This is a genomic window from Chitinophaga costaii, from assembly GCF_900094705.1.
Taxonomy (GTDB): domain Bacteria; phylum Bacteroidota; class Bacteroidia; order Chitinophagales; family Chitinophagaceae; genus Chitinophaga; species Chitinophaga costaii.
This window is the reverse complement of sequence record NZ_FMAR01000019.1, coordinates 13,348-33,837: the sequence shown is the minus strand read 5'-3', so window position 1 is coordinate 33,837 and position 20,490 is coordinate 13,348. Positions and strand designations below refer to the sequence as shown.

17 protein-coding genes are annotated in these 20,490 nt (G+C 49.2%); 7 read left to right on the top strand and 10 right to left on the bottom strand.

Going from position 1 to position 20,490, the window contains the following annotated elements:
- The first annotated feature begins 2 nt into the window (after window positions 1-2).
- Together GA0116948_RS19360 and GA0116948_RS19355 are read left to right on the top strand one after the other, a co-directional pair.
- A complete protein-coding gene (locus GA0116948_RS19360) occupies window positions 3-2,291 on the top strand; it encodes a GH92 family glycosyl hydrolase (RefSeq protein WP_089715312.1) in 2,289 nt (762 codons plus the stop codon).
- Window positions 2,292-2,357: 66 nt separating this feature from the next.
- Window positions 2,358-3,074 carry a basic secretory protein-like protein gene (locus GA0116948_RS19355; protein WP_089715310.1) on the top strand — a complete coding sequence of 239 codons (717 nt, stop codon included), beginning with the start codon at window positions 2,358-2,360 and terminating at the stop codon, window positions 3,072-3,074.
- Window positions 3,075-3,155: 81 nt separating this feature from the next.
- On the opposite strand, the gene GA0116948_RS19350 is transcribed toward GA0116948_RS19355, so the two are convergent.
- Window positions 3,156-4,223 carry a LacI family DNA-binding transcriptional regulator gene (locus tag GA0116948_RS19350; RefSeq protein ID WP_089715308.1) on the bottom strand — a complete coding sequence of 356 codons (1,068 nt, stop codon included), beginning with the start codon at window positions 4,221-4,223 and terminating at the stop codon, window positions 3,156-3,158.
- A gap of 294 nt (window positions 4,224-4,517) precedes the next feature.
- Between GA0116948_RS19350 and GA0116948_RS19345 the strand changes: the two genes are divergently transcribed.
- Both GA0116948_RS19345 and GA0116948_RS19340 read left to right on the top strand, forming a co-directional pair.
- Window positions 4,518-5,321, top strand: coding sequence for a hypothetical protein (locus GA0116948_RS19345; RefSeq protein ID WP_089715307.1), 804 nt, complete (start codon window positions 4,518-4,520; stop codon window positions 5,319-5,321).
- 186 nt (window positions 5,322-5,507) lie between these two features.
- Window positions 5,508-7,073 carry a S41 family peptidase gene (locus tag GA0116948_RS19340; protein ID WP_089715305.1) on the top strand — a complete coding sequence of 522 codons (1,566 nt, stop codon included), beginning with the start codon at window positions 5,508-5,510 and terminating at the stop codon, window positions 7,071-7,073.
- Window positions 7,074-7,227: 154 nt separating this feature from the next.
- Here the strand turns inward: GA0116948_RS19340 and GA0116948_RS19335 are convergent, their stop codons facing one another.
- Window positions 7,228-8,112: a hypothetical protein gene (locus tag GA0116948_RS19335; protein WP_089715303.1), complete on the bottom strand. Its 885-nt coding sequence runs from the start codon at window positions 8,110-8,112 to the stop codon at window positions 7,228-7,230.
- 346 nt (window positions 8,113-8,458) lie between these two features.
- On the opposite strand from GA0116948_RS19335, the gene GA0116948_RS19330 reads away from it, so the two are divergent.
- Together GA0116948_RS19330 and GA0116948_RS19325 are read left to right on the top strand one after the other, a co-directional pair.
- Window positions 8,459-9,244 carry an SDR family NAD(P)-dependent oxidoreductase gene (locus tag GA0116948_RS19330; protein WP_089715302.1) on the top strand — a complete coding sequence of 262 codons (786 nt, stop codon included), beginning with the start codon at window positions 8,459-8,461 and terminating at the stop codon, window positions 9,242-9,244.
- 339 nt (window positions 9,245-9,583) lie between these two features.
- The gene (locus GA0116948_RS19325) at window positions 9,584-10,390 is read left to right on the top strand and encodes a phytanoyl-CoA dioxygenase family protein (protein ID WP_089715300.1); all 807 of its coding nucleotides are present in this window, start codon (window positions 9,584-9,586) and stop codon (window positions 10,388-10,390) included.
- A 157-nt stretch (window positions 10,391-10,547) separates the two neighbouring features.
- Here the strand turns inward: GA0116948_RS19325 and GA0116948_RS19320 are convergent, their stop codons facing one another.
- From GA0116948_RS19320 to GA0116948_RS19295, 5 genes are all read right to left on the bottom strand, one after another.
- Window positions 10,548-11,927, bottom strand: a complete 1,380-nt coding sequence (locus GA0116948_RS19320; RefSeq protein ID WP_089715298.1) for a di-heme oxidoreductase family protein — start codon at window positions 11,925-11,927, stop codon at window positions 10,548-10,550.
- A 55-nt stretch (window positions 11,928-11,982) separates the two neighbouring features.
- Complete coding sequence (locus tag GA0116948_RS19315) at window positions 11,983-13,065, bottom strand: imelysin family protein (protein ID WP_089715296.1); 1,083 nt, start codon at window positions 13,063-13,065, stop codon at window positions 11,983-11,985.
- Complete coding sequence (locus GA0116948_RS19310; RefSeq protein WP_089715294.1) at window positions 13,062-13,508, bottom strand: QcrA and Rieske domain-containing protein; 447 nt, start codon at window positions 13,506-13,508, stop codon at window positions 13,062-13,064. Before GA0116948_RS19310 ends, GA0116948_RS19315 begins: the two co-directional genes overlap by 4 nt.
- A 103-nt stretch (window positions 13,509-13,611) precedes the next feature.
- On the bottom strand, window positions 13,612-14,880 hold the full coding sequence (locus GA0116948_RS19305) for a hypothetical protein (protein WP_089715292.1): 1,269 nt from the start codon (window positions 14,878-14,880) through the stop codon (window positions 13,612-13,614).
- A gap of 273 nt (window positions 14,881-15,153) precedes the next feature.
- Complete coding sequence (locus GA0116948_RS19295) at window positions 15,154-16,050, bottom strand: aldo/keto reductase (protein ID WP_089715287.1); 897 nt, start codon at window positions 16,048-16,050, stop codon at window positions 15,154-15,156.
- Between the two features lie 101 nt (window positions 16,051-16,151).
- On the opposite strand from GA0116948_RS19295, the gene GA0116948_RS19290 reads away from it, so the two are divergent.
- Window positions 16,152-16,616, top strand: coding sequence for a VOC family protein (locus GA0116948_RS19290; protein WP_089715285.1), 465 nt, complete (start codon window positions 16,152-16,154; stop codon window positions 16,614-16,616).
- Window positions 16,617-16,651: 35 nt separating this feature from the next.
- Here the strand turns inward: GA0116948_RS19290 and GA0116948_RS19285 are convergent, their stop codons facing one another.
- The 3 genes from GA0116948_RS19285 to GA0116948_RS21835 all read right to left on the bottom strand — a co-directional run bounded on the left by GA0116948_RS19285 (window position 16,652) and on the right by GA0116948_RS21835 (window position 20,464).
- Complete coding sequence (locus GA0116948_RS19285; protein WP_089715283.1) at window positions 16,652-17,959, bottom strand: alpha-L-fucosidase; 1,308 nt, start codon at window positions 17,957-17,959, stop codon at window positions 16,652-16,654.
- 905 nt (window positions 17,960-18,864) lie between these two features.
- Window positions 18,865-20,184 (bottom strand): APC family permease, encoded by a 1,320-nt coding sequence (locus GA0116948_RS19280; protein WP_108675067.1) that lies wholly within the window; start codon window positions 20,182-20,184, stop codon window positions 18,865-18,867.
- 10 nt (window positions 20,185-20,194) lie between these two features.
- Window positions 20,195-20,464: an ATP-binding protein gene (locus GA0116948_RS21835; protein WP_394363575.1), complete on the bottom strand. Its 270-nt coding sequence runs from the start codon at window positions 20,462-20,464 to the stop codon at window positions 20,195-20,197.
- Between the last annotated feature and the right edge of the window lie 26 nt (window positions 20,465-20,490).

Sequence of the window (20,490 nt, the reverse complement as noted above, 5' to 3'; positions counted from 1 at the left end):
ACATGCGAAAAACTGCTTTCCTGTTGTACTGTTGCCTCCCGCTGGCCGCCCTTGCCCAGCAAAGCGAAGCGTCATTGGTACCTTATGTGAAGCCTATTATCGGCACACAAAAAATGGGGCATACCTTTCCCGGCGCCACCGTTCCCTTTGGCAGCGTACAACTTAGCCCAGACACCGACACCATCCCTTACGAAATGAATGGGCATTACAACGGAGATGTATATAAGTATTGCGCCGGCTACCAGTATGATGATAAAACTATTGTAGGTTTCAGTCATACCCATTTTAGTGGCACCGGCCACAGCGATCTGGGCGATTTCCTCATTATGCCCACCACCGGCCCATTGCAGATGAATCCCGGCACGGCAGATAACCCCGCCAGTGGATTCCGCTCGGCCTACTCCCACACCACAGAAGTAGCCGAAGCCGATTATTATAAAGTGAAACTGGACGACAACGACATTACCGCCGAACTTACCGCCACTACCCGCGTAGGCTTTCACCAATACACTTTCCCGAAAGCTAACGATGCCCACATTATCCTGGACCTGATGAGTGGCATCTATAACTATCCGGACAAAAACGTGTGGACCGTGGTACGCGTGGTAAACGACACCCTGGTAACCGGCTACCGCCAGACCAACGGATGGGGACGCAACCGTACGGTATATTTCGCCATGACCTTCTCCCGGCCGTTTAAAACATACGGCTGTAAGAATTTCTCTAAACGCGAAGTGTACCACGGCTTCTGGGGCAAGTTTGACCAAAATAATAATTTCCCCGACATGGCAGGCACCCAACTGCGCACTCACTTCGATTTTGCCACGCAAGCCGGTGATAAGATCAAAATTAAGTTTGCCATCTCCCCCGTGAGCCAGGACGGCGCCCTCCTGAACCTTCGCACGGAAACCCCAGGCTGGGATTTTGACCAGGTGAAAGCCAACGGCCAGGCCCAGTGGGAAAAGGAACTGCGCAAAATCACCATTACCAGTAAGAGCCGTGAAGAAAAGGAAAACTTCTACACCGCCATGTACCACGCTTTCATTAATCCTACCGTATACATGGATGTAGATGGACAGTACAAAGGCCTGGACCAGCAAGTTCACCAGGCACAAGGCTTTACCAACTATACAACGTTCTCTCTCTGGGATACCCACCGCGCCCTGCATCCCTTCTTTAATCTCATTCAGCCCAAACGGAATGCAGACATGGTACAAAGCATGCTGGCCCATTACGACCAGAGTGTGCTGCATATGCTACCGGTGTGGGCGCACTACGCCAATGACAACTGGTGCATGAGCGGCTACCACAGCGTATCCGTAATAGCCGATGCCGTTATAAAAGGCAATGCCCCTTTCGACGCCAACCGCGCCCTGGAGGCATGCATCGCAACCAGCACCCACCGCAGTTATGATGGTATAGGCGATTACATGGATCATGGTTACATCGCGGCAGATCACAACGGTGTGTCGGTATCTACCACGCTGGAATATGCTTACGACGATTGGTGTATTGCACAAATGGCCAAAAAACTAGGTCGCAACGATGTCTACGAAACATACATTAAACGTTCCCAGAATTATAAAAATGTCTACGATGCCAGCATTGGCTATATGCGCCCCCGCCTGGCAGATGGCACTTTCCGCCAGGACTTCGACCTACTGAAAACAGATGGTCAGGGCTTCATTGAAGGCAATACCTGGAACTTCAGCCTCTATGTTCCGCACGATCCGGCTACCCTCATCGCCATGATGGGCGGACCCAAAAAATTTGTACCGCACCTGGATTCCCTGTTCACCATGCACCTGCCGGATAAATTCTTTGAAGAAACGGAAGACATCACCCGCGACGGGATTATCGGCAATTATGTACATGGTAACGAGCCTTCACATCACGTAGCTTATCTCTATAACTGGGCAGGCTATCCCTGGAAAACACAGGAACGTATCCGCATGATCCTTAAAAAAATGTATGCTCCCCGCCCCGATGGCCTGGGCGGTAACGACGATTGCGGACAAATGAGCGCCTGGTATATATTCAGCTCCCTGGGCTTTTATCCCGTAGCTCCCGGCAATGATCAATACTCCCTGGGCAGCCCCGCAGTAGATGGAGCCACACTGCAACTGGAAAATGGCAAGACCTTCACCGTGGAAGTAAAAAATCCCGGCGATAAAAATGTATATGTACAAAAGGTATGGTTGAATGGCAAACCGCTGGATCGCCTCTATATTACACATGAAGAAATTATGCAGGGCGGCAGCATCACCTTCTTTATGAGCAGCAAACATTAATGTACACACATAAAGGTGGCAGCAAACCTGCCGCCCTTTTCTTTCACTGTCAACTATATACATCACATGAACCATCGCTTTAAAAAAGTTGCACAGGCCGGCGTCATCACCGCCCTATGCCTGGCGCCAGTACTCCTGAAAGCCCAGGACGAACGCACCGCTTCCGACACATTTTACCAGCGGGACACCACGGTAAAAAACGGCTTTACCCTGATCTTCATCAACAAAGCAGAAAGCTTTGACCTGCATGAAAAACAACGCCTGATAGACGCTTTCTTTACCGTGTACCCGAAAGAAGTAGCACACTACAATAAGGAAAGCCTTAAAAAAGTATTTTTTATAATAGACCCCGCCTACAAAGGGGTAGCTGCCACCGGCGGCGGCGTGGCCCGCTATAACCCCGAGTGGCTTACCAAAAACCCGGAAGATATTGATGTAGTGACACACGAAGTAATGCACATTGTACAGGCCTATCCTAACGGCAGTGGCCCGGGATGGCTCACAGAAGGCATTGCCGACTATGTACGCGCAGAATATGGCGTTAACAACACCGCTGCAAAGTGGTCGTTGCCTGATTACAAAGACACCCAGTCTTACAAGAACAGCTACCGTATTACCGCCCGCTTCCTGCAATGGCTGGTGAAAAACAAAAACCCGGAAATGGTGGATAAGCTGGACGCCGCCATGCGTAACAAAACTTACACCAACGACATCTGGAAACAACTGGCGAAAGCCGACCTGGATACGCTGTGGAAGGAATACGGGGAGCATCCTGCGATTTAAGAAATCCATACTAAGCATTAGAGAGCAAAAAGGCCATCGACATGAATCGATGGCCTTTTTGTTTTATAAAGTGCTTAATGATCAGAGCGAACCGCGCTGAATGAATTTACCCGCCAGGCGTACCTGCGTTTTACGAATACGGATATCTGTTTTGCCCAATTGTTTCATCAGTAGTTGAATGGCTGTTTTCGCGATCTCCTCCACCGGCTGCTCCATCACCGTGATACCAGGTTGGTAAAGCCGGAAAATATCATGATCGTCGAAACACATCATAGCAATGTCTTTAGGCAATTGCCAATTGAGCTGGCGCAGGCTTTCCAGCCCCAAAAGGCCCAGGTAGTTAGTAGAGAAATACACGGCATCCAGCCGGGGGGAGATGTTTTGAAGAAACTCCGCAATTAAGCGGATGGCATCGGCCCGGGGATGGTTATAAGGTATTTTGAGGATGCGTTTTTTTTGCACTGGCATGTTATTGGCCTCCAGGGTATCGCGGTAGGCATTCATGCGCTCGTCCAGCTGGATGAGGTCTACATCTGCCGTCACGTACCCAATGCGTTGGTAGCCTTTTTTAATAAACTGCTGTACCCCCGTTTTTACACCGGCGTAATTATCCACCAGCACAAAAGGAGCCTTAATGCTGGGGAAGAATCCATCCATCAGCACCACGGGACGTTTTTTATCGAGCAGTTCCTGTATGTCTTTTTCCATGCCGGGCGCCGGCGTGATCAGGTAGCCATCCACATGCCAGTGCGATAGCATATGAATCATGGCCCGGCCCTTGGCGGCGTCATTTTCCGTACTGGTATACACCACACGATAGCCGTAGCGGCTGGCCTCTTCCTCTATAACCCTTGCCAGGGCGGCAAAGAAGCTGCCGGATATACTTTCCACCACCAAACCCAGTATGCGCGATTGCCCGGTACGGAGGCTCACCGCCACCTGGTGGGGTGTGTATCCAGCTTTTCGTGCTACTTCTTTTACTTTAATGGCCACTTCTTCCCGGATACGCATTTCCTGGGCTTTCCCATTTAATATAAAAGACACAGTGGAAGGCGCAACACCCGCCAAGCGGGCCACGTCTTTGAGTGATACGCGGCCACCATTTTCTGCGCGCCCGGTGGATGAATTAGGCGAACTTTTCTTACTCATTCAATTACTTGCTTGTTAGGTCGGGTCATAGGGGTAGGACCCGCCAATTGGTTTTGTTAGTGTAAGGCGTAGTGCCTTCGCTCCCGCAAGTCGGAAATTTAAATAAACTTTCTTGTTTCATGGTAAGAAATTCCAGTAATGGACTATTTTCCGACGCTCAATCCCTTGTTTTAAACGGCCAACCGGAAGAAATTTCACCAATATATCCCTGACTCACTTGTTTAATGGGGATGGTTTAGCCGGAAAATTGGTAAACTTGTAGCCAGTATTAAAAACGAAGCTCTTCCAACGCATATGCAAGTCATCGCACCTTTTTACCATCGCCTCCTGGCCGCTGCACTATTGGCCACTCCGCTCTCCACCTTTGCACAGAAAGCAGATGCGCCCAATACCTGGGCTGCCAGCCCTGTGAAGGCAGACGGGCGCCTCGATGAGTGGAAAAACCCACTGCCACACTATAATAGCGACACCCGCCTGTTTTACGATATCAGCAACGACGGCACCAATCTTTACATTGCTATCTCTTCCCGTGACGAGATTACCCAGTACCGCATTATCAATGCCGGCCTGCACGTAACCATTAATACTGCTGGCAAGTCGAAGAACGGCCCAGGCGTTACCTTCCCGGTGATAGATCAGGACGCGCTCTACGATTACCGCCACACCCCGGCCCTCAATTATACCCCCAGCCCGCAGGAAAAGGCCGCCCAGCAAAAACTGCTCTTCCTGCACACCAGCGATATTTCAGTAAATGGTCTCAAAAATGTGAAAGATGGCAACATTCCCATGCAAAACGAATTTGGCATTCAGGCCGCCATTAGTAACGATAATACTGGCATGCTGTCCATGGAGATAATTATCCCCCTCTCCCGGCTGGAATTCCCGGAAGAAAATGAAGACAAAGTGGTGGCTTTTAATTTTCGCCTTAATAAGATCGATAAAAAAGAAGCCGAGAAACTAAAGGCTGAGTCCGACAAAGCCGCACAGGCCGGCGGCAGCAGCAGTGGAACACCTGGACCCGGTTCGGGATACTTTAATTATGTGCTGGGCTTTGAAAGCGCTTTCTGGACACGCCAATCCCTCGCAAAAAAAATATAACCTTGCTTTCCTCCGGACCGGAAGAACATTTTATCAGGGATAAACGTTTATCAATATTGCCTAGGCAATGTTATGTATTCCATTCCAGCAAAGGCGTCCATTATTTTTTTTGGAGCACTTTTTACTTATGCCGGATTGATAAGTCTAATCCAGCAAATTGATCCATCCGCTTAATTCGTTTTTTCTATGAATATGTTCTACCGTTCCGCAGCAGCCCCGCTGTGCCTGGGCGTTGTACTCCTGGCCATGGCTGGCATCTCCGCATGCAGCAAAAAAGATCATAAATCCAGCGGAGGCACCACCTCCGATACCACTGCCACTGGCACCGAACTGAGTGCAGCGGATGAGGATTCCCTGAAATATTTGATGTACCGCAATATGCAAGTGGATATCAATGATATTGGCGATAATCAGGACCTGCCAGCCTATTACTGGTACAAATCAGTACCCACCCTGGATCCGCACAGTAGCATCTATCCCAACGCAGATACACTGCTGAATGTAATGCGGCAATATGCCATAAACGCTACTACCGGCAACCCCTACGATAAATACAGTTTCCTGGACCGCGACAGCTCTATCAGTACGGAATTGGAAGACGGGAAGGTGGAAGCCACTAAAGCCGTGGAGGGCGACTTTGGCATACAGGTAGTCTTTGCAGCAGATAATAACAACGATGTACATACCCTGGTGGAATATGCCGATAAAAATTCGCCCGCTGGCAAGGCAGGACTTACGCGTGGCACTGAACTGATATCGGTGAACGGGATTACGGACTTTAGCTCCGTTACTAACCGAGAATCCGTATGGAACGCCTTCTACAGCGGCAATGCCACTGTATCCCTGATAACCCAGCAGTTTGGTAGCAGCGTACAATCCAGCATTACGCTGAGCGCTGCAGCCTATAACATCAATCCCATATTGTTTGATACTATTTATAATACAACCCAAGGCAATGTGGGGTATTTTGTATTCTACACCTTTACTAATACTTACAATAGCGCCGGAAGCCCCACGCTCACCAAACAGTTGCTGGATGCAGAAATCGGCAAGTTAAAGTCGGCCAATATCAACAACCTGATTGTAGACCTGCGCAATAACGGTGGCGGGGCTGTAGCCACGGCCGAATACCTGGACAGCGCCCTGGCCCCCTCCTCCGCGGCTGGCAAAACCATGTACTGGACCACTTACAATGATAAGCTCAATGCTGCCATTGGCGTGAGCGGCAACGGGGATGAAACCAAGTTCCCCTCTTCTACCGGCGGCCTTAGTCTGGATCATATATTCTTTATAGTAAACGACGGCACAGCATCCGCGGCAGAACTGACGATGAACAATCTGAAGCCTTACATGGATGTTAAGTTGGTAGGCGATACAACGTACGGCAAACCCGTAGGTTTTATAGGGGCCAGCCTGCGCGCGCACCGCAATGGTAAAGAAATATACCTGGCAGACCTATACGCGATTAATTTCGAGACCAAAAACTCCCTGTTGCAGGGCGGATATTTCACCGGCATTGTCCCCGACCAACTGGCACAGGATTATGTGGATGTACCTTTTGGCAATGCCGACTATGATGAAAACCTGTTAGACATCTTTAATTATATCAACACCGGCCGTTTTACCACCAATGGGCGCCAGGTGACACCACTACAGCAGTCCGGACGTGTAAAGCAGTCTAGCCTTAATACCCATATCAAATCACTGCGGTTCAATGGGATGATAAATTTCAGGGCAAAGCAGCTTAAATAATTACAATAAACTATGCCAGCCCTACCAACAAAAAGTGGCGGATAAGTCCGCCACTTTTTTTATGCTTTTCCCTCAAGGTATGCTTGCGGTACGTTTTATTCCAAACGATACCCAGGCTTTTAAACAGGGTATTTTATGGGATGTAACTAGGGTATTAATCCAATATAACTGGCACTTCCGTTTCAATAGAACCCTGTCCTTTTTTATCCCAAACCCGGAACTTCCAGATAGTTTTGATGCCTTTCAGGTGCGGATTCATATTCACGGTAATGCGGAGGCCCTCTTTTACCTGGGTATCTGTAAACCCTCCTGTTTGGCTGGCAAAGGCGTCGCCGGTGTTAAATAATGCTTTGCCGGTACTGTCGTACACCGCCAGGCTACCGCCGGGGAATACTTTGCCACTGTCTGCCACAAATCCTTTTAGGCCCTGGAAGTTTATACCTACGTGACCTTTGGCTGGCACGTGCCCTTGCTGCACACGTCCCGAATCGCTGATCATGAATATCCTTATCGCAGTAATGCCTTGCGGCGTGGTATGCAAGCCAGTGGTGTCGGGAAAACGGAGATCCATGGGCAACGTGGCATCTAACGTGCCTTTGCCCTGCTTATCCCAGATATGTACTGAGAGAGTATAACTACGGCCCGGCACTACTTCTGGCGGCCCGCTCTGGTAGGCGGCTCGCAGCCCACGGGCCTGTTCCGGAGACACGCCACTTTTAGACACATCGGCCAGCATGTCGGTAAAGCTGGATACTACAACGCCCTTGTCGTCTTTCACGTCCAGTTGCATGCCAGGATACACCAGGCCATCTTTCTCCGTGAAACCGCTTAGATTTTCCAACAGCAGGGTTATCCTTTCGCCATAACGTATATCCTTGTCCGTTAAGGGAAGACCATTCCGTTCTAGCAGGAAATTTTGGCAAGACAGGCCATGGCTCATAAGGGTTAATCCGGTCTTTTCGTCTTTGCGCGCCCCTGCACTAAAATGACAGGCGCTGAGCAGGCATAGTAAGCCTGCCAGAAGTACACGTTGTTGCATAATTTCAATATAATATACCAGGTATCAGGTACCGGGTACCTGCGTTTTGTCCAGGCGGCAAGGTACATAAAGCAGTGGGGTTTCAGATGCTTATAGTAGGCTATTTTTACATACATAGTATGGTTAGCCGGTTCCTAATACACAGTTACAGTGCGCTGCTAGCATATCATCTTTGGGCATAATAATTAAATCCCATTAAAATGCTATTAAAAGCTGTTGATTATGAGATAATTTGTTGCCCTATATCTGGAAAAACTGCATACATTTACCACCGCCCAACCTTCGCTCGTATTTGGCGGCAAAATTTTATGCATTTTTGTAGCTATTTAGAAATTTCAAACACAACATGTCCTCAACCTTCGCACTAATCACTGGCGCCAGTAAAGGCCTCGGACAAGCCATGGCGGTGGAGCTGGCAAAAAAGCAGTATAATCTGCTGCTGGTGGCCCGTTCAGAAGCCACGCTGCGCGAGTTGTCGGCCACACTTACTACAACATACGGGGTGCAGGTAGCTTATCTAGCAATAGATCTTTCCTTGCCGGAAGCACCTGCGCAGGTAGAGCGCTGGGTGAAGGAACATGCCTTTCCCATTTCCATCCTGATTAATAATGCGGGGTATGCCGTATGGGGTACTTTTGCGCAAAAGCCACTGGAAGATCAATTGAATATGTTGCAACTGAACATGCAAACGGTGGTGGCCCTTACTTATCGCCTGTTGCCTATTCTTGGACAACAAGCGAAGTCATACATCCTCAATGTAGCCAGCACGGCCGCTTACCAGGCAGTACCTACCCTCAGCGGGTATGCAGCCTCCAAGGCTTTCATACTTTCTTTTACCCGGGGCCTTCGGCTGGAACTGAAATCCAAAAACATTTCAGTAACCTGCCTAAGTCCCGGCCCAATTAATACTAATTTCCTGGATCGGGCCGGCATGGATGCCATCCGGGCCACTGCCGAAAAATTTGGCACACCGCCCGAACCCGTGGCTAAGGCTGGCCTGAAAGCCATGTTTAGCGGAAAGCCAGAGGTAATCCCGGGTACAGTGAACAGTTTAAGCGCTGGCGCTACCCGCTTTTTACCGAAAGCATTGATAGAAAAAGTGGCGGGTAGCCTATATAATAAATTTTATTAACGCAATAATAACAAGCCTATAGCCAGCCTGCTTCTTACGGCAAAAAGATGAGCTAAGTTTTTTTGGAAATCCCGGGAAAAACGGCTATTTTTACTCTACTAAATAAGTAGACTACTAGCCATGATTTTTAAACCTTTCTCCACTAGACTTCCCTCCTTTCATGTCCGTGTTTCCGGCTGCAAATTTCCCCGTTGTTGTTGTCTTTAATGATTTTTTAATAGTTTTTCTGCGCTTCAGGATTAATTATTTATTATCTTTTCGGTGTTATTTATAACATTATCGCTGTGCCTATTACGCGATTCGCACCGGGTATTTTTAAACGCTTTAAACCTACAGATCATGGACGCTGCTTATCCCAGGTTCACATTGTCAGACGTCTTGACGAACGAACAACGCGCATTTTTCGACGAGCATGGTTTTATACATTTCAGTAATTTCATTTCTCCCGAGGTAGTGCAAAAAGTGATTGACGCTTCCCGGGAAGTGGAACAGGATTGGTTAGCCAAAGGCTTGGAAAAGATTAATGGCGTACCTATCAAGTATGGCAAAGACCTAGATGGCTCCCCCATTGTACAACGCTTTGCATTTACCAATAAATTTCATCCTTTTCTTGCAGATCTTCTGAAAGATAATCGCCTGCAGGCATTGCTGGCCCTGGTAGGCCAAGGTGGGCGGATTGGTACGGATGAAAAAGACGGCATGGTGTTTAACCACTATGTGAACGGACCGTTGAGTAAATTCACCAAAATGGGCTGGCATACCGACGGCCTCCGCGACATTTTTATGGGCGGCCGCCTCAATCCAATGTTAAATGTGGGCATACACCTCAATAATCTGAAACTAGAAAACGGCGGCCTGCGCATTATACCGGGTACGCATAAGCAAAGTCTCTATCAGTTCCTATTCCGTAAAAAATATTTTATCTCCCACGATGAAGATCCGAACGAACTGGCAGTACGCCCCTCAGCCGGCGATCTCACGGTGCACGACGGGCGCCTATGGCACCGGGTTGCACAGTCTTCCGTGATTGGAGAAGAAAGCCGCCGCCGGGTAATTTATGTGCCGATCATTGCAGGCAAGTACCAGCCTAAACATGAAAATAGCCCTACCCAGTTTTACCAGCGGTTTGCAGGTATTGTAAAATAAATTTTGCGCAACCAGGCATCTATTGCCTTGTATCTTTTTTATACGGATGCATTTCTTTAAAGGGAATGCATCCTTTTTTTTATTGCGCCCTTTACCTAATAAAAAAGCGGCTGCACGCACCATGCAACCGCTTCATAAAAAATATATACCCGAAGGCTTATAACGATTTTAAAAACAGCAATACTGCCTGCCGGTCGCCGCTGCTGAGGTGGGCGAAGGCTTGTTTGGCCTTTTCCCCTTCCCCTCCATGCCAGAGAATCGCTTCTTCCAGGGTGCGTGCGCGGCCATCGTGCAGGTAGTAAGGAATGCCGTTCGTTTTTTCGAAAAGCCCCACACCCCAAAGGGCAGGGGTTTTCCATTCGCTGCCGGTGGCTACATAATCAGGGCGCCCGTCTGCCAGCCCATCACCCAAATCATGGAGCAGCAGGTCTGTGTAAGGATGTATGCGCTGGTTGCTCACCACGGGCAAGGTTTCGCTTACACCGGTATATAAAGTTTGTTTGTGACAACTTCCGCAACCAATTTGAGCAAAGAGGGCTTCCCCATTTTTCACATTGGCTTCTGTTACATCGCGGCGGGCTGGTACGCATAGGGTGCGCAGGTAGTACACGACGGAGTTCAGGATGCTATCTGGTAATTCGGGATCGTCTGCCAGCCCATCAAACTGGGTCTGTCCATAACTGCTTTCCTGCGGAAATACGGTACTAGTTACCCCCATGTCTTGCTGGTATGCCGAAGCCGTTTGCGTGAGCAGGGTGGCAGTGTTGGCCTTCATACCAAAGCGACCCAGCATCATTTTTTGCGCTGCCGGATCCCACACATAATTCGGACGGCCACTTATGCCGTCCCCGTCTTTATCGTTCTCATCTGCAAAAGACAAGATGGTGCTTTCCGGAATATTCTCCAGCAGGCCCAGGCCAAAGAATGGAGGTGCCATACGGGCAGATGTCTGCACATTACCCGGCAGGGGTATGTAAGGGTTGCTGAAAGAGTAGGTAGGTTTGTGCAGGGTGGCAACATTACCGTCAGGGTAGACGAATTGGATGTCGGCATAACTGAGGTTCACCTTAGCCTCCGGTTGCTTACTAAAATTGGCCAGGTCCTGCAATTGCAAGCCAAAGCCAGGCACGGGCACGGGGCCACCGTGTTCGTCCGTACCCGGCAAACTTAGCCGGGTAAGCATGGAAGAGGTAACGGTTCCGAAAGTGGGACTGCCCTTGCCATCATTATGGTGACAGCTTTTGCAGCTTACGTTATTGAAGATAGGACCCAGCCCTGCGTGTACGGCAGCTGGCGGGGCCACGAAGGTGGCCGAGGAAGACGCGTCACCCAGGTCATGGATATGCTGATCCCAAACATTGAGCCCTACCACACAATCGCCAAAAGCCTGGCTACTGGCATTTAAGGTAGTGGCTGCCCCCCCGCTCAGGCGGGAATCGTACTGGTCTTCACTAAATTCTCCCGCTTTCCGGCACATCACCAGTATGGCGGGTAGCACGGCCATCAACGATGCCAGGTATATTTTCCTTATCCTCATAACTCACTTTCGGCAATTGGTACCGGTGCGGCGCAGGGCCGCACCGGTGGTATGCCTAGTCTTTAATGTTCTCTTGAATAAATTGCACCACATCCTGCTGCATCACATCGCGTGCTTCCAGGATAGCGGCCATAGACTGCGCACATACGGGCTTTTCGCTCAGGATAGCCTTTTCATAAGGCAGGGTAAAGGAGCTGAAGCTGTTCAGGGCAGCATTGAATTTATCCTGCACTTTCTGATCGAGCGCCAAATTCTTGTTACTTACCAGTGCATGAAGACTGGTAGCTGAACTGCCCTGGAAATTACCCATGTATACGTCTAAAGCGCCTTTTACATTGTTCTTGAAATCTGCCAGGGAGTTACCGCTGAAGGGAGATTCCACGGTGAGGGGGGTACCGGCTAAGTAGGGATCTTTCATTTTACCATCGCCCACTTCGTTGCAGATCTCGCCAATTACGTTGGCCAGGTCCTGGAAAAATTGCAGTTTGGTAGGAAAAGGCTGGTTCCCTTGACCAGCGTCCAGTACTTTCTGCGCATAATTGCCACTGGAAGGTATCCAGGAGTCGTAGATGTTGGAGCAGGTATTTACTACGTCCTGGGTGAGGCTGGTGAGATAGGTCATTTCACGGGCAGAAATATCTGCGGCCTTCTTGCTGCCATCCACGCCCCAGAGGATGTATTCAGCGGGGTGGAAACCGTGCAGGGCGTCGTCTTCCAGGCTACTCACGGTGTTCAGATCCAGCGGAGTATTGCTCTTGATCAGGGCATTCAGGCTGCTGGTATCCACCGGCCAGGTATCCATATGGGGATCGTAGTTCAGATCTTCTACAGGACCGAGCAGGTATCCTTCACATTGTTCCCATACGGTACGCAGGTCGCGCCAGGATTGCTGTGCGGCAGCCAGGTTGGCATCGGTAGGGGTTTTGGAAAGTACCACCACGGCGCTATCAAATAAGATGGCTTTGGCTTTCAGGGCTGCATAGCCCGGAATAGCTGTCTTGTTTACAAAATCAGTGATCACGGTATTCTTGATCGTATTAAAGTCTCCTGACTGGCTACCGCCGTTGTTAGAATCCTTTTTGCAGGCAGCGAGAGTTACCACGCCGGCCGCCATAGCGAGTATAGCTATTTTTTTCATGCTTTTTGGTTTATATAGATTATAAGATGGTCTTGCACTACTTCGGTATGCAAGCGGGTAAGTGGCCTTTCGGCTGGACCTTTTTTCACCTGACCTTCCTGGTCAAACAAGCTGCCATGCAGGCTACAGTAAAAACCGGAGCCAGTGCGTACCAACTGGTTGTTCTGATGGGTACACTGCATGAGCAAGGCTTCGTACTGGTTATCTTTTTTGCGAACGGCGATTTCGTATTCAAAATGCTTGGGGCTTACCACCTGTAAATCGTTCGTTGCAAAAAGTGTAAGCGGCACGGACACCTGATTGTTGTTCATGTCTGCCGAGAAAGCCTTGGAAGGCGTTCCGCAGGAAGAGAGCAGCAGATCCCCAAAAGTGAGGGTCACAGCTCCCAGCAGGCATGCCCTGCAACCAGTTTTTAAAAAGTCTCTTCTTTCCAGCTTTTGCATAGCGTTCTATTTTTGTGCTTCCTTTTGTAACCAGGGAATGTCACGCATTCCGGACCATTTTAAGTAATTGCTTCCTGTGTAATATTGCTTGTATAATAAGTGACTAAAATGAATATCCAATGCCTACATTCAGGAAAGAATCGTTCTGTCTGTAGGGAATGCGGGCCGGGCTGGGATTGATCACCAACTGCGGGTTTTCCTCGCCGGTGTGCAGTAGGCGCACATCTGCTTTGATGGCTACGTTGGGAATGGGCAGGTAAGTAACGCCGGCAATGATGTGCTGCTGTTTTAGCTTACCATCATAGATCCCGTTGTCGGGTATCTTGGCGTTCATGTCCAGCAATTCGTAGCGGGCAAATACGTTAAACTGCTGCCCCTGAAGTTTTGGATTGTGTACTTTTTCAAAGAGGTTATAAGCCAGCTCGCCATAAGCGCCGTACATAAATTGGGCAATGTTATTTGCGTAAGCGCGGTTCATTTTATCAGCGCCGTCATAACTGATGAAGGTACCCAGCGCTTTAGCGGAGAAGCCATTGTGACTGTATTGCACATCGCCTTCACCGAGATATACGCTTTCAGCAAATGGACCGCTTTCCAGCATCAGGCTGTCCGACTTCCGTTTGCTCTGACCATTTGCCCCGCCGGCATAACCGGAGAGCTGAAATTTGAAGTCCTGGAGAAAATATTGCACAGAAGCCGTTATCGCAATATTGTTGGCAAAAGCGCCCTGGCCCTCTGCACGGCCTTCTATAAGGCCGGTGCCATGGGCAAAGGCGGAACCGTCCAAACCATTTACCAATGCTACGGTGTAGTTTATAGGTACTACGCGGGAATGGCCATAAAAGCCGATACCCAGTTCCCGCCAGGTAGCTGGAATAATAAGTTGCTCTACCATGGGACGTTCTACCCCATTGAAGTTTACCGGCAGGTGATTTTCGTTGAGGATACCGATGCGCGGCACAAACAAACCAGCGACCAGGTATTGGTGAGAATTTAAATTAAATTTCAGGTAGGCCTGCTCCATAGAAACTTCACCCTGAAAGCCCGCCTTCTGATCGGTACCGGGGCCTACTTTAGCATTTTCCAATTCCAGTTCTGTGAACAGGGATATTTTACTGTTGAATTGATGTCCCACAAAAAGCACCGCTCTTTCCAGCGTAGCCCGGGATAATTGTTCATTAAAATCGCGCTGAAAAAATGCTGATCCATAACCAGAAACAACAGTCTTAGAAGAAGAGGTGCCCATATTCAGGGAATCTTCGTTAGTCATCAGCAGCTTCTGGGCAGGAGTAACTGTGGGTTTAAGAGCTTGAGCCGTAAGTAATTGCGCCATTACCGTGCATCCAATTGAGAGTAGCACTAATTTTTTCATGGCGCAAAGGTGTGTCGAATTGGGGGTATTTTACTTACGCGAAACGGAATTTTTTTTAACAAAACCGATATTTTTATTGTCCATTCATTTCCGGGATTACCAGCAGTTAGTGGGCGCATCCGGGCATAAAGCGCTGCAAATAAAGAGGGTAATAGCAGTAGCCTTAATATTTCCTTATCCTTCTTTAAGCCTGGAGCAAATTAGACTTTTCTATTTTAAGCTGTTTTTAAGCAATTATTAAGCAAATTTTAACCTCTCGTTTTCTACTAAAATTTACCGGTGTGATTCATAAAAACGGTCAGGCAATACCGCTGCCAGATCCTGCATAGCTGCCGGCGTGAGAGCGGGTGCGCTCGCGGCGCCCAAAGCCTCCTCCAGTTGCTGAGTGGTTCTGATACCTACTACCAGGCTGGTAATGGCAGGGTGCTGCAGTACGTAGCGCATGGCGGTTTGCCCCATACTACGCTGCTGCCCTGACGCAGCCTTCACAGCGGCCTGCACGGTTTGCACAGCTTCCGGCGAATAGTCCAGGTACTCAGTGGCGGGCTTGCCTGCCAGCAGGCCTTTGGCTACGCTACCCCGGGCCAGCACGCCAATATTATTTGCTTCCAGTAGCGAAAGGGTACTTTCTTCGGGGCGGCGGTCCAGCAGGCTGTATTGCATCATTACGCTCACCAGGTGGGCGCGTTCCACCCAGGTACGGATCACATCGGGGCGGATGGAAGAAATGCCATAGTAGCGGATCTTGCCTTCCTGCTGCAACTGCTCAAAGGCAGCGATGGTCTCGTCGGTAGGATCATCCAGCGTACCGCCGTGAAGCTGGTATAAGTCGATGTAATCCGTTTGCAAACGGCGCAGGCTGTGGTGTACAGACTCCAGGATATAGTCTTTGCGCGGGTTCCAGTCCCACCCACTACCATCGGGGCGAAGCTGGTTGCCTACTTTGGTGGCCAGCACTACTTGATCCCGACGGTCTTTGAAGGCCTTGCCAAACAGGGTTTCATTGGCTCCCTGATCATACAGGTCTGCGGTGTCAAAAAAGTTAATGCCGCTATCCAGTGCCTGGTGCAACAGCGCGATATCGGATGCCTCCGCACCCTTGAGTGACATACCGCCAAAAGCAATTTCACTGACATGCAAAGCTGATTTTCCTAATGGGTGATACAACATATGCTTTCATTTTTATTCCTGGCTGAAGGTAGTATACTTCCTGCCAGCAAAAAGGGTAAAATCCGCTTTGCATTGTCGGCATTCCCTTGTAATTTGTTGGCATGCAAAAAATATTTTTCACCAGCCTGCTACTGCTGGCAGGCCTTACCGGACAAACCATGACCGCGGTAGCGCAAAAAAATTCCACGCCACAAATTAATCACATTGCCCTGTATGTATTCGACCTGGATAAGAGTACGGCCTTCTACACAAAGATTTTGCAACTGGATACCATCCCAGAGCCTTTTCACGACGGGCGGCATACCTGGCTGCGCATAGGTGCCCACAGCCAGTTACATATCATTCAGGGAGCGGCGGGCATTACGCAGCACGACAAAAATAGTCACCTGTGTTTTAGTGTACCAGACTTACAGGTATTCATGCATCATTTGGAGGAAAATCATATTGCCTATGGCAACTGGGCGCAGAACGCGCACACGCCTACCTTACGGCCGGATGGGGTAAAACAAATTTATTTTACAGATCCGGATGGGTATTGGCTGGAAGTCAATGACGATACATTCTAACAAAAAAGCCGGCCACGATAGCCGGCTTTTTTGCGTTATTCAAAAGTGAGGTCGATGATATTGTCGTACCCCGCATTGCCAAAGCCATCGAGGTATAGCAGGATGCCTTTATCTACCAGCGTATATTTTACGGGGAGTTCTGTGCCATAGGTGACGGCCTTCCTTAACTTGCCGGGCAGCCCGGGCAGGAACAATGGGTTTACACCCGGGTTTTGCAAGATATGCACATACTGGTGGCCGGCGCGGGCAGTGGTAACGCCCCAGGATTGTGGGGGCAGGAAGCCCTGACGGGTACCGTAAATGCTACTGCCGTAGCGGGCAAGCCATTTGCCGGCGGCAGTCAGTGTATCGGCAAATTCGGGCTGTATCACACCATTGGCCATGGGGCCTACGTTTAGCAACAGGTTAGCATTGCGACCGGCGGCATTTACCAGCAATTGGATAACCTGCCGTACGCTTTTATAATGATTATCAGTGATGGTGAAGCCCCAGCTATTATTCATTGTTTCACAGGTTTCCAGCGGCAGCGCGGCAGATATGGAAGCATCACCACTGAAGCCGGATTTATTTTCTCCCGGCAGATCGCGTTCAAACATCTGAAAATCTTCCCCGGCGCGGGCAGCGTGGTGATGGTTGTTGCCTATGAGAGCATTGGGTTTTAGTTTGTGAATGAGGGCATAGATCTCGTCGAAATGCCAGTTTACGTCCGGGCGATCCCATTCTCCATCGAACCAAATGCCGGCTATGTCGGGATAGTTGGTAAGTAGTTCGGTGAGCTGTGCCTTCATAAAAGCAATGTAATGATCCCAATCGCCCTTGGAGGGTTTGCCATTTACGATGGGCGAACCATAGGCGTAGTCTTCGCGTCCCCAATCCAGCAGAGAATAATAAAAAAACAATTTTATGCCTTCCTGTTTGCAAACCTTAGCCAGTTCGGCCAGCGGGTCGGTATGATAAGGAGTGGCCATGATGTTATAGGCCGATGCTTTACTATTGAATATACTGAAGCCATCGTGGTGGCGGGCAGTAATGGTAATGTATTTCATACCCGCGTCTTTGGCCATCTTTACCCAGGCTTTCGCATCGAAATGGTGTGGATAGAACGCATCTGGCAGGCGACTGTAACTGCTGTAAGGGATTTTTTTAAAATACATTACCCATTCGCCATCGCCTAATAGGCTGTATACGCCCCAGTGGATAAACAGGCCAAAACGCATGTCGCTGAAATTATCGCGGGCAGCTTGGCTGGCAGGTTCTGTCACCGCCTGCTGCGCGTGCAGCGGCCGTACTGGCAATAGGGCCAGCAAGAGCAATACTGGCCAAGAAAAATGATTGTTTTTCATAAAATTTTGGATGATAAATTAATCGCCTATAGGTATCCGGCGGCACAGCTCCAAGATAGCCCTTAGACGGCAAAGTGCATAATTTTCCTAAATCATTTTATGTTTTTATACTATGTAAAAGTACCGGTCATGAACGACTTTGGCCGGCGGGATGGCAACTTATCTATAAATGAGAAAATGGGGCGAAGGGAAAAATGGCTGGCAATAAAATTATAACCTGCCCCCTTTATTCTTTGTATTAATTGAACTCAAAGGGAAATTTGGCCAGATACCGGCCATCGTAATCATAAGTGAAACGGCCGGATACCCCTTCTTTGCGGTAAGGCAGGCTAAGCTGTGCTTTCACGATTGTAAAAGCAACCCGCTGCCATGTGGTCTTCCGACCACTATTATTTTGGCTTCCGCAAAGGTAAGCGCCGCTGGCAGCATGAAAGCCGCCATTGCCGTGCGCTGCGAGTAAGTAACATACCGGGCTGCGGAATAATCACCTTATTTTAAAAAAAATGAATGAATAACAAAGTTTCGGGGCAATGCTACGCCGGGCCGCTCATGTAGCCGTCACCTTTTTAAGGGCAAAATCATTCTCCGTCATACAGGGTTAATATTGTAAGTAGTACAACGCCATTGCTGCAGGAATGAGCGGTTGTCGGAAGGGAAAGGTTTTGTGTGAACCTGTTTTTAGATGGTGGTTGAATAACGCATTATACGATGCTTAAAATTTTTATGAATGGGCAGTTCTTATAGTTAATGGTAATCGCTGTCAGGACTATCAACTACATTTCCGATCTGTTCCAAAAAATAGATAGATGCTACCCTTCAAGTTGACAGTTTTTTCACTACTTACCATGTTAAATTATCCTATTGAATCGATTTTACAAACAATATCAAGCGTAAATAATGCGCCATTAAATCTTATTAGCAGGGTGGTGTATCCTGCGAATGCCCTGCCATACTACTTCTCCGCTGATCAAGGCGATGACGGAAAATAATAGTGGTTGGTTGTTTTGCCCGGCCATCAACGCGCCACTAAATGCCACGCCAAAAACTATCAGCGGCAGTAAGGTCATGATACAAAGCCCCGGTATGCCCAGCGGAATCCGGAATGGACGTTCCCATTGTGGCGCTTTGATGCGCAAAATAATCAGGGCTATAAATTCCAGGAACAACGCAGTGCCATACAGTGTAATATCTATGATCAGCAGGTCCTCAAACGTCCAGATGACCAACAAGCTTACCACCACGGCGCAGCAAAGAATGGATATCCAGGGGGTTTCATATCTGCGGTGTTCCCGGCTCAGTACAGGTGGTAATAACCTATCGTCTGCCATCGCTTTGGGCATGCGGGATACAGAGAGCATCACTGCCGAAAACAAACCCAGCGCACTGGCCATCCCTCCCAAGGAAAGCAAAGCCCCCAGCCACCAACCGCCTATCACAGTACCCAGCACCGGAAAACCCACCTCCTGCAATGTTACTACATCCACTCCTGCATGTAAAGCTACCAGCACAGTAACGAAATAAAGCACAAAAATGAGCAGGAAAGCCGCGCCCAGCGACCACAAATAACTCCGCACCGGATGGTCTACTTCTTCTGCATAAGTAGTGGCATTGTCCCACCCCAGAAAATTCCACATCACTGTATACAATCCCATGCCGATGGCAGACAAGCTCATCCCCCCCGCAGGACGGGGCAATTGCCACAAATGCCCTACAGGACTATGCCACAACGCCATACCGGCCAGTATAGCGAAAGGCAGTACAACCACAACACCTAGCACAACGGCCGCTTTGCCCACGGGAACTATGCCCCGGATATTAAGCCAGGCACCTCCCCATATAATAGCCCAGCAAATGGGCAGCTTATAAGCAGCGATGGCGGGAAAAAAGAAAGATGCATATTCTACAAACAGTACCGGGTAAATAGCCAGGTCTACAAAAGTATACAGCCAGGTCCACCAGCCTTCGTAAAAAGCCCAGCGCAGGCCCAGACCTTGCTTCACCCATTGATAGTATCCACCGTTCAATGGCATCATGCTGTTCAATTCCATCACGGTGAATATTGTAGGCAAATCCCAGAGCAGGGGTACCACGAGCAGCAGCAGGATGGCATTGTTTCCCCCGTACAGCAAAAGTGGCTCCAGGCCGTAGGGGCCACCTGAAACGGTCAGGAAAATAACGGCTGCCAGTTGCGCGGGGCGCAGCATCTTGCTTTTACTATGTTTCAATTGCACATATTCAGATAAAATAATAATGGCCACAAAGTAACGAAGCGTTTGTAGTAGTCCAATGCCTGGATTTTTTCTGCTGCCGGTGCCTCGCCGGCAATAATACCGGGAATACCACTCCGGCCCCCTCCTGCCCGGAAGCGGAGATATGGCCGCCGTGGTTTTCCATGATCTTTTTGCACTGCACCAGGCCAATGCCGGTGCCAGTAAAGGAATCGCGGCTATTAAGGCGCTGGAAAATTACAAGGATATGTTTTGCATAAAGGAGCTCAAAGCCTATGCCGTTACCGGGTATAGACGATCAAC

Coding starts and splice junctions, on each gene's coding strand:
- GA0116948_RS19355 (WP_089715310.1), top strand. CDS start 2,358: ATGAACCATCGCTTTAAAAAAGTTGCACAGGCCGGCGTCATCACCGCC.
- GA0116948_RS19360 (WP_089715312.1), top strand. CDS start 3: ATGCGAAAAACTGCTTTCCTGTTGTACTGTTGCCTCCCGCTGGCCGCC.
- GA0116948_RS19320 (WP_089715298.1), bottom strand. CDS start 11,927: ATGAGGATAAGGAAAATATACCTGGCATCGTTGATGGCCGTGCTACCC.
- GA0116948_RS19290 (WP_089715285.1), top strand. CDS start 16,152: ATGCAAAAAATATTTTTCACCAGCCTGCTACTGCTGGCAGGCCTTACC.
- GA0116948_RS19305 (WP_089715292.1), bottom strand. CDS start 14,880: ATGAAAAAATTAGTGCTACTCTCAATTGGATGCACGGTAATGGCGCAA.
- GA0116948_RS19340 (WP_089715305.1), top strand. CDS start 5,508: ATGAATATGTTCTACCGTTCCGCAGCAGCCCCGCTGTGCCTGGGCGTT.
- GA0116948_RS19295 (WP_089715287.1), bottom strand. CDS start 16,050: ATGTTGTATCACCCATTAGGAAAATCAGCTTTGCATGTCAGTGAAATT.
- GA0116948_RS19315 (WP_089715296.1), bottom strand. CDS start 13,065: ATGAAAAAAATAGCTATACTCGCTATGGCGGCCGGCGTGGTAACTCTC.
- GA0116948_RS19285 (WP_089715283.1), bottom strand. CDS start 17,959: ATGAAAAACAATCATTTTTCTTGGCCAGTATTGCTCTTGCTGGCCCTA.
- GA0116948_RS19345 (WP_089715307.1), top strand. CDS start 4,518: ATGCAAGTCATCGCACCTTTTTACCATCGCCTCCTGGCCGCTGCACTA.
- GA0116948_RS19330 (WP_089715302.1), top strand. CDS start 8,459: ATGTCCTCAACCTTCGCACTAATCACTGGCGCCAGTAAAGGCCTCGGA.
- GA0116948_RS19335 (WP_089715303.1), bottom strand. CDS start 8,112: ATGCAACAACGTGTACTTCTGGCAGGCTTACTATGCCTGCTCAGCGCC.
- GA0116948_RS19325 (WP_089715300.1), top strand. CDS start 9,584: ATGGACGCTGCTTATCCCAGGTTCACATTGTCAGACGTCTTGACGAAC.
- GA0116948_RS19310 (WP_089715294.1), bottom strand. CDS start 13,508: ATGCAAAAGCTGGAAAGAAGAGACTTTTTAAAAACTGGTTGCAGGGCA.
- GA0116948_RS19350 (WP_089715308.1), bottom strand. CDS start 4,223: ATGAGTAAGAAAAGTTCGCCTAATTCATCCACCGGGCGCGCAGAAAAT.